Raw genomic sequence first — 12782 nt, 5'->3', positions numbered from 1 at the left:
TCAAGCCCCCCCGCCGACGACGTGGAGCTGCTGCACGCCCGTGGCCGGTGGTGGCCTGCGCGCCGCCCTGCGCGCCTGGAGCACCCGCTTGTAGTCGGAGGGCATCACCTTCATGAACTGCGGCACCATCAGCTCCCAGTTGTCGAGCACCCGCCGCGCCAGCGCGCTGCCGGTGTGGTGCAGGTGGCGTTCAATCATCCCGTGCACGAGCCAGATTTCCGACTCGTCCACCAGCGACTCCAGCTCCACCATCTCCAGGTTGCAGCGCTCGCGGAAGGTGCGCTCGCGGTCCAGCACGTACGCGGTGCCGCCGCTCATGCCGGCCGCGAAGTTGCGGCCCGTCTGGCCCAGCACCACCACCACGCCGCCCGTCATGTACTCGCAGCCGTGGTCGCCCACGCCCTCCACCACCGCCTGCGCTCCGCTGTTGCGCACCGCGAAGCGCTCGCCCGCGAGCCCCCGCAGGTACACCTCGCCGGCCGTGGCGCCGTAGAGCACCGTGTTGCCCACCAGCACGTTCTCCTCGGGCGTGAAGCGGCTGCCCTCCGGCGGGTAGACGATGATGCGTCCGCCGGACAGCCCCTTGCCCAGGTAGTCGTTGGTGTCGCCCTCCAATTCCAGCGTCACGCCCGACGCGAGGAACGCGCCGAAGCTCTGGCCCGCGGAGCCCTTCAGCTTCACCCGCAGCTTCCCGTCCGGCAGCCCCTGCGCGCCGTGGCGGCGGGCAATCTCGCCGGACAGCATGGCGCCCACCGCGCGGTGCGTGTTCGCCACCGGCAGGGACAGCATCAGCGGCGGCCCGCCCGCGAGCACGGACTGCGCCTTCGCCAGGAGCTCGTGGTCCAGGTGGTCCGACACGTCCTTGCGGTGCGGCGCCTGGCAGTGGCGCGGCTCGGTGGCCGGCGCGGCCGGCGCGGCGAGCAGCGGGGACAGGTCCACCTTGCGCGCCTTCCAGTGGTCCACCGCCGCGCGCTGGCGCAGCAGGTCCACGCGGCCCACCAGTTCGTCCAGCTTGCGCGCGCCCAGCTTCGCCATGTGCCGGCGCAGGTCCTCCGCCAGCAGCAGGAAGAAGCTCACCACGTTCTCCGGCGTGCCCTGGTAGCGCTCGCGCAGGGCCGGGTCCTGCGTGGCGATGCCCGCCGAGCAGGTGTTGAGGTGGCACTTGCGCAGCATGATGCAGCCCACGGACACGAGGCTCGCCGTGGCCAGGCCGAACTCCTCCGCGCCCAGCAGCGCCGCCACCAGCACGTCGCGCGCGGTGCGCAGGCCGCCGTCCACCTGCACGCGGATGCGCGAGCGCAGGCCGTTGTGCACCAGCACCTGCTGCGTCTCCGCCAGCCCCAGCTCCCACGGCAGGCCCGCGTGCTGGAGGCTGGAGAGGGGCGAGGCGCCCGTGCCGCCCTCGTAGCCCGCCACCACCACGCAGCCCGCGCCCGCCTTGGCGACGCCCGCGGCGATGGTGCCCACGCCCACCTCGCTCACCAGCTTCACGCTCACGCGCGCCTTCGCGTTGACGGACTGGAGGTCGTAGATGAGCTGCGCCAGGTCCTCGATGGAGTAGATGTCGTGGTGCGGCGGCGGGGAGATGAGCGTCACGCCCGGCGTGCTCCAGCGCACGCGGGCAATCCGCTCGTCCACCTTGTGGCCCGGCAGCTGGCCGCCCTCGCCGGGCTTGGCGCCCTGGGCCATCTTGATTTGAAGCTCGTCCGCGTTGACCAGGTACTCGGCGGTGACGCCGAAGCGCGCGCTGGCCACCTGCTTGATGGCGCTGCGGCGCGAGTCGCCGTTCGCGTCCTTCGTGTAGCGGCGGGACTCCTCGCCGCCCTCGCCGCTGTTGGACTTGCCGCCCAGCCGGTTCATCGCGATGGCCAGCGTCTCGTGCGCCTCCGCGCTGATGGACCCGAAGGACATGGCGCCGGTGACGAACCGCCGCGCCAGCTCCAGCGCGGGCTCCACCTCCTCCAGCGGCACCGGCGTGCAGCCGTCCGTCACCACGTCCAACAGGCCGCGCAGGTTGCTGTGCTCGCGCGTCTCGTCGTCCGCCAGCTGGGAGTACTCCTGGAACCGCGCCGCGTCGTTCGTGCGCACCGCCTCCTGGAGCTTCGCCACGGTGGCGGGGTTCCACTTGTGCCGCTCGCCCTGCCGGCGCCAGCGGAACTGCCCGCCCACCGGCAGCAGGGCCTCCTCGCCGTCCGCGCCGGCGCCGAAGCCGCGCGCGTGCCGCTCCGCCACCTCGCGGCCCAGCTCCGGCAGGCCCACGCCCTCCACGCGCGACGACGTGCCGGTGAAGTGCTTCTCGATGAGGCTTCGCTGGAGCCCCACCGCCTCGAAGAGCTGCGAGCCGCGGTACGACTGGAGCGTGGAGATGCCCATCTTGGACATCACCTTGAGCAGGCCCTCCTCCAGGCCGTGGAGGTACTGGGCCTGCGCCTTGTCCGCGTCCGCCTTCAATTCGCCCGCGTCCGCCAGCGCGCGCAAGCTGTCCAGCGCCAGGTACGGGTTCACCGCGGACACGCCGTAGGCGAACAGGCACGCGAAGTGGTGCACCTCGCGCGCCTCCGCCGTCTCCAGGACGATGCCCGTGTACATGCGCGTGCCGTCGCGCACCAGCCGCTGGTGCACCGCGGACACGGCCAGCAGCGCGGGGATGGCCGCGTGCGCGAAGTCCACGCCCCGGTCGCTCAGCACCAGGATGCTCGCGCCCGCGTCCACGGCGTCCACCGCCGCCGTGCACAGCCGCTCCACCGCGACCTCCAGCGCCGTGGCCGCGCCGCCCGCGTGCGGGTACAGCAGGCTCAAGGAGCGCGGCTCGAAGAGGCCGGTGTCGCCGCGCAGGTTGGCCAGACGCGCCAGCTGCCCGTTGGTGAGGATGGGGCCGGGCAGGGACAGCCGGTGGCACTGCTCCGGCGTCTCCTCGAAGGTGTTGCCCTCCGGGCCCAGCGCGGTGGCCAGCGTCATCACCAGCGCCTCGCGCAGCGGGTCGATGGGCGGGTTGGTGACCTGCGCGAAGAGCTGGTGGAAGTAGTTGAAGAGGGTGGGGGCCTGGTCGCTCAGCACCGCCAGCGGCGTGTCCGTGCCCATGGAGCCCGTGGGCTCCTTGCCCGTCTCCGCCATGGGGATGAGCGTGGTGCGTACGTCTTCATCCGTGTAGCCGAACGCGCGCTGCAGCCTCCACAGCGCCTGGCCCTTCAGGCGCGCGGGGGCGGGGACGGCGGGCAGGTCCTCGAAGGTGAAGACGTTGCGCTGGAGCCAGCGGCGGTAGGGCCAGCGTGACGTGATTTCACGCTTCACCTCCTCGTCCTCCAGGATGCGCCCCTCCGTCGTGTCCACCAGCAGCATGCGGCCCGGCGTCAGCCGGCCCTTGCGGCGCACCTGCGACGGGGGCACGTCGATGACGCCCGTCTCCGACGCCAGGATGATGCGGTCGTCCTCCGTCACCAGGTAGCGCGCGGGGCGCAGGCCGTTGCGGTCCAGCGTCGCGCCAATGAGCTGCCCGTCCGTGAACGCGATGGCGGCGGGCCCGTCCCACGGCTCCAGCAGCGACGCGGAGTACTCGTAGAAGGCGCGGCGCTCGTCGCCCATCTCCTTGTTCCCCTCCCACGCCTCCGGAATCATCATCATCATCGCGTGGGGCAGGGTGCGGCCGCCCAGGTAGAGCAGCTCCACCATGTTGTCGAACTGCGCGGAGTCGCTCTTGCCCGGGACGATGATGGGCCACAGCGGCTCCAGGCTGCCGCCCAGCTTCGCCGTCTGGAGCAGCCCGCGCCGCGCCGTCATCCAGTTGCGGTTGCCACGCAGTGTATTGATTTCACCGTTGTGCGCGATGAAGCGGAACGGCTGCGCCAGCTCCCACGTGGGGAAGGTGTTGGTGGAGAAGCGCGAGTGCACCAGCGCCAGCGCGCTGACGAACTCCGGGTGCCGCAGGTCCGCGTAGAAGCGCGGCAGCTGCCGGGGCAGCAGGAGCCCCTTGTAGATGAGCGTCTCCGACGAACAGCTGGCCACGTGGAAGCGCCCCTGCGGATCCACGCCGCGCGCCTGCACGCGGTTCTCCACCAGCTTTCGGATGCGGTAGAGCTTGCGCTCGAAGGCGCTGGGCACCACGCGGCGGCGCGCGATGAAGAGCTGCCGGATGACCGGCGCGGCCTGGCGTGCGAGCGGCCCCAGCTCCTCCGGCGCCACCGGCACGTCACGCCAGCCGAGCAGCCGCTGCCCCTCCTCCTCCACCACGTCCTCGAACAGCGCCTCGCACGCGCGGCGCGCCTCCGGCTCCGGCGGCAGGAACACCTGCGCGACACCGTACTGGCGGCGCGGCGGCAGCTCGAAGCCCAGCCGCGGCGCCTCATGGTTGAAGAAGCGGTGCGGCAGCTGGACCAGGATGCCGGCGCCGTCCCCCGTCTCCGGGTCGCGGCCTGCCGCGGCGCGGTGGCTCAGCCGGTTGAGCAGCTCCAGCGCGTCCTCCACGATGCCCCGCGAACGCTGCCCCCGGATGTGGGCCACGAACCCCACACCGCAGGCGTCGTGCTCGGTCTCCGGCTCATACAACCCGTAGCGCGGAGGGAGGGTGAACGGCATCGTCGGGACCCCTTTCCCGCATGACGCGGGAAGCCAAGCTGTGGAGCTTGCAGGCTAACGCGGCGTGTCGCGCCCCGTAAAGACAGGGTGGGACGGGGGGTCGAGTCACCGCGTGGAGTGGTGCCGGGGGAACAGGCCCCACGTGAAACCTCACGCTCAGTGCGCCCCTTGCCGCGTGCATCGGTGGAAGGGCAACAGTCGTCTACGATGAACGGCCAACATTCAGCGCGATTGGTTCTTTTCAGCGGCCGGGCTGCTTCCCATCCTCCGGGGACCTTGGCACTGCTGCAGCGGTTGAAGACGGAGACGCGCCCGCACCACGAGCGCACGGAGGGCGTGGTGCGTCTCATGGACGCGCGGCTGACGCCCGCGGACTACCAGCGCCACCTGGAGGACTTCCACGGCCTCTACGCGCCCCTGGAGGCGCTGCTCGCCGGGCCCCTGTCGGCCCTGGAGCCGGCGCTGGACCTGGAGGCGCGCTGGAAGACGCCGCTGCTGGAGGCGGACCTGCGCGCCATGGGGCACGACACGGCCTCGCTCGCGCGGCTTCCTCGCGCATCCCCGCTGCCGGCCCTGCCGGGGCTGGCGGAGGCGCTGGGCTGCGCGTACGTGCTGGAGGGCTCCACGTTGGGCGGCCAGCTCATCCTGCGCCACCTGACGCGCCACTTCGGCCCGGACGCGCGCGTGGGGAGCTTCGCCTTCTTCCGGGCCTATGGCGACCGGGTGGGCCCCATGTGGCGCGCCTTCGGTGACGTCGTCACCCGGGCGTCCGAACGGGCGGCCTCCGAGTCCTTCGACGCGGCCGTCGTGCAGGGCGCCCGCGACACCTTCGACACCTTCGCCGCCTGGCTGATGCGAGAGCACGATGTCCCCGTCCGTCTCTGATGCCGACCTCAGCGTCTGTGACCGTGAACCCATCCACCTGCTGGGCGGCATCCAACCCCGGGGCGTGCTCATCGCCTTCGGGAAGGACACGGACGCCATCCGCGTCGTGAGCGCCAACGCGGCCGCGCTGCTCGGCGCAGGGCCGGACGCGCTCCTGGGCAAGCCCCTCGCCGGCGTGCTGCCGCACGGGCTGCTCGCGCGCGTGGAGGCGGGCGCGGGGCCGGGCCCCGTCACCGTGGAGGTGTCGGGGCAGCGCTGCTCCGCGCTCCTGCACGACAGCGACGGGCTGCGCGTGCTGGAGCTGGAGCCGCTGCCGGACGAGGACGTGGGCGCGGAGGAGAGCGCGCTGGGCGCGGTGCAGCGGCTGGTGTCGCCGTTGGCGCGCGCGAAGGGGACGGCCGCGCTGCTCCAGGAGGCCGCGGACGCGGTGCGCGAAGTCATCGGCTACGACCGGGTGATGGTCTACCGCTTCCACGCGGACTTCCACGGCGAGGTCGTGGCGGAGAGCGTGCGCGAGGGCGTGGACTCCTTCCTGGGCCTGCACTTCCCGGCGAGCGACATCCCCGTGCAGGCGCGCGCCCTCTACACGCGCCACCCCGTGCGCCTCATCGCGGACGTGGACGCGAAGGTCGTGGGGCTGGTGCCCCCGCTGCTGCCCGGCACCCAGCGCCCGCTGGACCTGTCCGGCGCCGCGCTCCGCAGCGTGTCGGAAGTCCACCTGGAGTACCTGCGCAACATGGGCGTGGGCGCGTCCTTCAGCGTGTCGCTCCTGAAGGACGGGCAGCTCTGGGGCCTGATGGCCTGCCACCACCTGACGCCCCGGAAGGTGTCCGCCGCGCGGCGGCAGGCGTGCGAGGTGCTGGCGCGGCTGCTGTCGCTCCAGCTGGCCGCGGAGGAGCGGGGCCTGGAGGCCGCCGCCCAGGCACGCCGCGCGTCGCTGCTCAACGCGCTGGTCATGCCGAAGCTGGGCGAGCGCACCCCCGCGCGGGCGCTGGAGGCCCAGGCTCCGCTGCTGATGGAGCTCACGGGCGCCCACGGCGTCGCGCTGGTGCTGGGCGCGAGCGCGGGCCCCGAGTCGTCGCCGCTGCTGCTGGGCACCACGCCGTCGGCGGAGGAGGTGCGCGCGCTGGTGGCGTGGCTGTCGGAGCGGGAGCTGCCGGACGACGTCCTCCACGTGGACCGGCTGGGGGACGTGTACCCGCCGCTGGCCTCGCGCGCGGACGTGGCCGCGGGCCTGCTGGCGGTGCGCCTGGATCCTTCCGTGCCGCACTTCGCGCTGTGGTTCCGGCCGGAGGTGGCGCGCACCGTGTCGTGGGCCGGCAACCCGAACAAGCCCGTGCGTCCGGAGCCCGGCCATGAACGGCTGCGCCCCCGCGCGTCCTTCGACGTGTGGCGCGAGGAGAGGCGGGGCGCGTCCATGCCCTGGTCCATGCAGGACCTGGAGGCGGCGCGCGCGCTCAAGGGCGCGCTGGTGGGCGTGGTGCTGCGGCACGCGGAGGAGCTGGCCCGGCTGTCGCGGGAGCTGGCCCGCTCCAACGCGGAGCTGGACGCGTTCGGCGGCACCGTGGCGCACGACCTGAAGGAGCCCCTGCGCGGCATCCTCCAGTACAGCTCCTTCCTCCAGGAGGACTTCGGCCCCGTGCTGGGAGAGGACGGCCGCGCGCAGCTGGAGTCGCTGACGTGGCTGGCCAGGCGCACGCACGGCCTGCTCGACGACCTCTTCGAGTACAGCCGCCTAGGCCGGCTGGACCTGTCGTGGGAGGAGACGGACCAGCAGGCCCTGGTGGACGACGTGCTGAAGACGCTGGGCGCGAGGCTGGAGGAGGGCAGGGTGGAGGTCCGCCTGCCCCGCCGCCTGCCGACAGTGGCGTGTGACGCCGTCCGCATCCGCCAGGTGTGGGCCAACCTCATCACCAACGCGGCCAAGTACCAGACAGCCGAGCCGCGCTGGGTGGAGGTGGGCTTCGTGGGTCCGGGAGAAACGCGGCCACAGGCGGCGCGTCATGCCTCCGCGCCCTACCTTTTCTACGTGAGAGACCCCGGCATCGGCATCGCACCGCAGTTCCACGAAGCCATCTTCGAGCTGTTCCGCCGCCTGCACCCCGCGCAGGCCTATGGCGGCGGCACGGGGGCGGGGCTCGCCATCGCGCGCCGGCTGGTGTCGCTGCATGGCGGCGCGCTCTGGGTGGACTCCGCGCCGGGGAAGGGCTCCACGTTCTACTTCACGCTGGGCGAGGGACCGCGCTCATGACGCCGCTGCTGCTGGTGGAGGACAGTGATCCGGACGCGGAGGCGCTGATGCGCATCGCGAAGCGTATGCCGCTGCCGGTGCCGGTGGTGCGCGTGCGCGACGGCGAGAACGCCTTGGACTACCTCTACCAGCGCGGCGGGTACGCGGACGCGGAGCGCCCGGTGCTCATCCTGCTGGACCTGCACATGCCGGGCATCGGCGGGCGCGAGGTGCTCGCCACGCTGAAGGCGGACCCGGCCCTGCGCTCCATTCCCGTCATCATCTTCTCCTCCTCCGTGGAGGTGGAGGACGTGGACGGCGCCTACGCGGACGGCGCCAACAGCTACCTCTTCAAGCCGGAGGTCGGTCCCCAGCTGCAGGCCACCGCCGAAGCCCTCCATGCCTTCTGGTTCAAGGCCGCGCGCCTGCCCGTGTCCCAGGCCCAGGAGCCGGAGGCATGAGCCTGCGCGTGCTGCTCGTCGACGACGGCATGGCGGACCGCCTCGCGGTCAGCCGCGCGCTGGCGCGTGACCCGGACATGAAGTGGGAGGTGGTGCCGGTGTCCTCCGCGGAGGACGCGCTGGCGTACCTGTCCGCCAACGGCGTGGACGCGATGCTGCTCGACTACCACCTGCCCGGCATGAACGGCGTCTCCCTGCTCCAGCAGCTGTCGGCGCTGGGGCTGCCCCAGGTGCCCGCCGTGGTGGTGCTCACCGGCAGCGGCAACGAGCGCGTGGCGGTGGACGCCATGAAGGCCGGCGCCCAGGACTACCTGGTGAAGGAGGCCTTCAGCCCGGAGCGCCTGCGCCGCAGCCTGCGCGCCGCGGTGGAGACGATGCGCATGACGCGCGAGCTGGAGGAGCGCCGCCTGCGCGCCGAGCGCGCCGAGGCCGCCGCCCGCGAGGCCCTGGCCGTGCGCGACGAGCTCTTCTCGCTGGCGACGCACGACCTGAAGGGCCCGCTGCAGATCATGACGCTCAACGCGCAGGTGCTGCGCCGGCAGATCCCCGCCGCTTCGATGACGCCCGCGCTGGAGACGCGCCTGGGCCACATCGTGCGCGCGGCGCACCGCATGGGCGAGCTCATCGACCACTTCCTGGAGGTGACGCGCGGCCAGGAGCGCCCGCTCAAGCGCGAGCCCCTGGACCTGCTGGCCATGGTGCGCGGCAAGGTGCGCGAGCTGGAGGCCAACGCGTCGCGCCACCACTTCATCCTGGAGGTGCCGGACGGGCGCGACTTCACCGGCGAATGGGATTCGCACGCCCTGGAGCGCGTGCTGGAGAACCTGATGGGCAACGCGGTGAAGTACAGCGCCGCGGACTCCACCGTCATCGTGCGCCTGTCGGTGGAGGACGGGGACTCGCAGCAGTTCGTGCTGCTCGCCGTGACGGACCAGGGCATCGGCATCCCGGTGGCGGACCTGCCCTTCGTCTTCGAGCGCTTCCACCGCGGCCGCAACGTGTCCCAGGACGTGTCCGGCAGCGGCGTGGGCCTGGCCAGCGCGCGCCGCATGGTGGAGCTGCACGGCGGCACGCTCGCCGTGGAGAGCGTGGAGGGCCAGGGCTCCACCTTCACCGTGCGCCTGCCCCGGGGCATCCCGCTCTCCGCAGGCCCCACGCCGGCCCCGCCAGGGCCCGCGCCCACCAGCGGCGGCCCCGAGTACACCGCGTCGTGACGCGAAGGCCTCAGGGCACCGCGGGCACGCCGCCGCGCAGCATGAAGAACACCACCACGCCCGTCACCGACACGTAGAGCCAGATGGGCGCCAGCCACCGCGTCACCTTGCGGTGCCGGGCGAACTGCTGCCGCCAGGAGAAGTAGAAGGCCACCAGCGCCAGCGGCAGCACCGGCATGGACAGCAGCACGTGGCTGGCCAGCAGCGTCAGGTACAGCGCGCGCAAGTCGCCCACGTAGCGCGTGTCCCCGTGCACGAAGTGGTAGGCGAGGTAGCCCACCAGGAACAGCGCGGACGCGATGAACGCGCTCACCATCAGGTTCTGGTGCACCCGCCGCGCGCCGCGCTTGATGGCCACCCACCCGCCCAGGAGCAGCGCCGCCGCCGTCGCGTTGAGCCCCGCGTTCACCGCCGGCATGAAGCGCAGGTCCACGCCCATCCCCGCGCCTCCGCGCCGGATGAGCAGCAGCCACGCCAGCAGCGCCAGCGCACCGGCGGACACCACGCCGATCGCGATGAAGAAAGAGCGGTCGCGGGTGGACGAGGACGACGGGGACAGCCCGGAGGCGGCGTTGGACATGCCCCCTTGTGGCCTGCGTCCGGCCCGGCTTGCAACAGCGCTTCCGAGGGGAGGCCTACAGACACCGATATGTCGGTTGAATGGAATCGGTTAGGTCGGCTGGATTACAAACCGGAAATTCCCTCATACTCTCAGACACTGCGTCACCCCCGACCCCCCCTCTCGGAGGTTCACCGTGTTCAGCGTGCGTTGTCTTGCCCCCCTGGCGAGCGCCGCCCTCCTGCTCGCCCTGCCCGCGGCCGCTGAAGAAGCGGTGTGCGCGCCCGTGGCGAAGGTTCCCTTGGAGCGGCACCTACGTCAGCTTTCTCTCGATTTGCTGGGACGTCCTCCGACGATGGAGGAGTACAAGGCGTTCCAGGCCAAGGGCTCCGTCACGGCGGACGACGTCCGCAAGATGATGAAGGACGAGTCCTTCTACACGCGGATGCGCGAGTTCCACCGCGCCCTCCTGCGCTCCAACATCAACGGCAGCGTGCAGGGCAACGGCGACTACCGCGTGTCCGGCACGCCGCTGAGCTTCGCCGGCAACAACTCCAACGCGCTGCGCGGCGGCCAGAGCCAGCGCTGTGACGGGGAGATTGCCCAGGACGCCTGCAAGGCGAACCCGCAGGACGCGCACCAGGACAACTCCACGCCGCCCGCCTGCCGCGACGCGCAGGGCGTGCCGCTGCCGGTCAGCTACGACTACGACCCGAACTTCTACCAGTGCCGCCAGCTGGACGTGAACGCCACGGAGCCGGAGCTGAAGTTCGCGGACTGCAACGCGCTGAAGGCGAACGCGACGTACGGCAAGTACGTGAACTTCTGCGACAACCGCTACAACAGCACCGCGGGCAAGTCCGTGGGCTACCTCTGCCTGCCGGACCCGAACAAGAACACCACCAACGTGCTGGTGGCGTCGCCGGCCACGGGCGTCATCACCGCCTGGGTGCAGCCCGGCGGCGGGACGGGGCTGAGGCTGGATCGCTGCGGGTTCGACATCAGCAAGGACTCCGGCGGCAAGGACCTCCCGCTCGGCAAGTGGAGGCCGCAGACGGGCTGCGTGCAGCGCGAGGGCTACGTCACCACCGCGGTGCAGCCCTACTGGTCCACCACCACGGACCCGGTGAAGGTGTGCGCGGTGGAGGCGCAGGACCGCCCGACGAACCCGTACACCGGCGAGTCCTGTGAGACGGCGCGCTTCAACGGCGACCGCAGCTGCGGCTGCGGCGACAAGATGCGCCGCTGCGAGGTCAGCGACGTGCACACCGCGCGCGTCGCCGCCTTCAACGAGGAGCCGCTCTTCATCACGGACTCCGTGGTGCGCAACGACGAGCCCTACTTCAACATCCTCACCACCCGCCGCTCCTACGTGAACGGCCCGCTGTCGGAGTTCTACCGGCAGCGCCAGGGCGTGGGCGTCTTCAGCGTGAAGGCCCCCGCGGACAGCGCGGTGCTGCCCGCCGTGACGTACGCGAGCACCACCCAGTGGAGCGAGTACGTGCGCGACAGCACCCACTCCGGCGTGCTCACCACGCCCGCGTTCCTCTACCGCTTCCCCACCCAGCGCGCCCGCGTGAACGAGTTCTACGAGGCGTTCCTCTGCAAGCACTTCGCCCCGGCCGCGGACGCGTCCCTGCCGCCCCCGGACGACGCCTGCAACCGCGAGAACAACCTGGCCAAGCGCTGCGGCTGCAACTACTGCCACGCCACCATCGAGCCCACGGGCGCGCACTGGGGCCGCTACGCGGAGCGCTCCGCGCTGTTCCTGTCCCCGGACCAGTTCCCCCGCCTGGACGTGAAGTGCCGCGACTGCGCCCTCAACGGCGACACCGGCTGCGGCGGCGAGTGCAGCCAGTACGTGATGCAGGCCTTCGACGGCGACGGCGCCAACTCGCTGGGCCTCCTGAAGACGTACCTCTACCGCACCGCGGACGAGGAGAAGAACATCGAGGGCGGCCCGCAGGCGCTCGTGCGGCGCATGATGGAGACGGGCGACCTGGAGCGCTGCACCGTCAAGCGCATCTGGAACGAGTTCCTGGGCCGCGCGATGACGGCCGAGGAGCAGCGGCTGTACCTGCAGACGCTGTCGCAGGACTTCGCCAAGAACAACCACAGCCTCAAGGGCCTCATCGAGCAGGTGGTGATGTCCGACGCGTACCGGAGGATCGACTGATGCGCCGCCTACTGTTGACCGCGCTGCTCGCGCTCGCCACGGGCTGCACGCAGGGCTCCGTGGACGTCCCCGCCAAGCCCGTCCCGCTGGACGCCCAGCTGGACCCGGTGCCCAACCCGCACGGGAACACGGACTCCATCGACCCCCTGCCGGACCCGGAGGCCCAGGGCGGCAGCGTGGGCCGCGCGCCCCGGCGCCTCACCGTCGCGCAGCTCAAGGAGTCCATCCGCATCGCCGTGGGCATGGAGTGGGATGAGCTGGAGGCGCGCGCCCAGTCGCTGGGCCGCGCGGACTACGCGCTCATCACCACGGAGAACACGGAGCCCAACCTCGTCTTCGCCCGCTTCCTGGACGACGGCGCGCGCAAGGTCTGCATCGCCCAGGCGCAGAAGGACATCGCGCAGGCGGACGTCACCCTGCGCACCCTGGGGCGCACGCTGCCCTCGCCCATGAGCGACCTGACGAAGCTCACGGACGCGCAGGTGAACGAAACGCTCGTGTACCTCTCCACCCGCTTCTGGGGCGCGCCCCTCTCCGGTGACGAGCTCACGCGCTACGCGACGTTCTTCCGCAAGGCCGCCGCCCGGGCCGAAACCCTCAAGAAGCGCGACCAGGCGCTGGCGGTGGTGTGCATCGCCATGCTGACGGACTCGCGCTTCATCACCTACTGACCTTGACGGTGCCT

General features: G+C 71.8%; 8 protein-coding genes. 6 read left to right on the top strand and 2 right to left on the bottom strand.

All coding sequences use genetic code 11. The features are described from left to right. Complete coding sequence (gene gltB / locus AABA78_RS21975) at positions 1–4572, bottom strand: glutamate synthase large subunit (protein WP_338265386.1); 4572 nt, start codon at positions 4570–4572, stop codon at positions 1–3. A 276-nt stretch (positions 4573–4848) separates the two neighbouring features. On the opposite strand from gltB, the gene AABA78_RS21970 reads away from it, so the two are divergent. Genes AABA78_RS21970 through AABA78_RS21955 form a run of 4 tightly spaced genes read left to right on the top strand, consistent with a single transcriptional unit; the run spans position 4849 to position 9362 of the window. Next, the gene (locus tag AABA78_RS21970; RefSeq protein WP_338265383.1) at positions 4849–5457 is read left to right on the top strand and encodes a biliverdin-producing heme oxygenase; all 609 of its coding nucleotides are present in this window, start codon (positions 4849–4851) and stop codon (positions 5455–5457) included. After that, positions 5438–7708 (top strand): ATP-binding protein, encoded by a 2271-nt coding sequence (locus AABA78_RS21965; RefSeq protein WP_338265381.1) that lies wholly within the window; start codon positions 5438–5440, stop codon positions 7706–7708. Before AABA78_RS21970 ends, AABA78_RS21965 begins: the two co-directional genes overlap by 20 nt. Further along, complete coding sequence (locus tag AABA78_RS21960; RefSeq protein WP_338265380.1) at positions 7705–8148, top strand: response regulator; 444 nt, start codon at positions 7705–7707, stop codon at positions 8146–8148. The genes AABA78_RS21965 and AABA78_RS21960 overlap by 4 nt, the downstream gene beginning before the upstream one ends. Then, a complete protein-coding gene (locus AABA78_RS21955) occupies positions 8145–9362 on the top strand; it encodes a hybrid sensor histidine kinase/response regulator (protein WP_338265379.1) in 1218 nt (405 codons plus the stop codon). Before AABA78_RS21960 ends, AABA78_RS21955 begins: the two co-directional genes overlap by 4 nt. 10 nt (positions 9363–9372) lie before the next feature. On the opposite strand, the gene AABA78_RS21950 is transcribed toward AABA78_RS21955, so the two are convergent. Further along, positions 9373–9942 (bottom strand): DUF420 domain-containing protein, encoded by a 570-nt coding sequence (locus tag AABA78_RS21950; protein ID WP_338265376.1) that lies wholly within the window; start codon positions 9940–9942, stop codon positions 9373–9375. Positions 9943–10117: 175 nt separating this feature from the next. On the opposite strand from AABA78_RS21950, the gene AABA78_RS21945 reads away from it, so the two are divergent. Together AABA78_RS21945 and AABA78_RS21940 are read left to right on the top strand one after the other, a co-directional pair. Continuing rightward, positions 10118–12097: a DUF1585 domain-containing protein gene (locus AABA78_RS21945; protein WP_338265373.1), complete on the top strand. Its 1980-nt coding sequence runs from the start codon at positions 10118–10120 to the stop codon at positions 12095–12097. After that, on the top strand, positions 12097–12768 hold the full coding sequence (locus AABA78_RS21940; protein ID WP_338265371.1) for a hypothetical protein: 672 nt from the start codon (positions 12097–12099) through the stop codon (positions 12766–12768). Before AABA78_RS21945 ends, AABA78_RS21940 begins: the two co-directional genes overlap by 1 nt. Positions 12769–12782: the final 14 nt, after the last annotated feature.

The sequence above is a fragment of the Corallococcus caeni genome (genome assembly GCF_036245865.1).
GTDB lineage: Bacteria > Myxococcota > Myxococcia > Myxococcales > Myxococcaceae > Corallococcus > Corallococcus caeni.
This window is presented reverse-complemented; position numbering and strand designations above follow the sequence as displayed.

What these genes read in the sequence shown, in the direction of transcription:
- AABA78_RS21950 (WP_338265376.1), bottom strand. Translation starts at nt 9,942, where the DNA reads ATGTCCAACGCCGCCTCCGGGCTGTCCCCGTCGTCCTCGTCCACCCGC.
- AABA78_RS21960 (WP_338265380.1), top strand. Translation starts at nt 7,705, where the DNA reads ATGACGCCGCTGCTGCTGGTGGAGGACAGTGATCCGGACGCGGAGGCG.
- AABA78_RS21955 (WP_338265379.1), top strand. Translation starts at nt 8,145, where the DNA reads ATGAGCCTGCGCGTGCTGCTCGTCGACGACGGCATGGCGGACCGCCTC.
- AABA78_RS21965 (WP_338265381.1), top strand. Translation starts at nt 5,438, where the DNA reads ATGTCCCCGTCCGTCTCTGATGCCGACCTCAGCGTCTGTGACCGTGAA.
- gltB (WP_338265386.1), bottom strand. Translation starts at nt 4,572, where the DNA reads ATGCCGTTCACCCTCCCTCCGCGCTACGGGTTGTATGAGCCGGAGACC.
- AABA78_RS21940 (WP_338265371.1), top strand. Translation starts at nt 12,097, where the DNA reads ATGCGCCGCCTACTGTTGACCGCGCTGCTCGCGCTCGCCACGGGCTGC.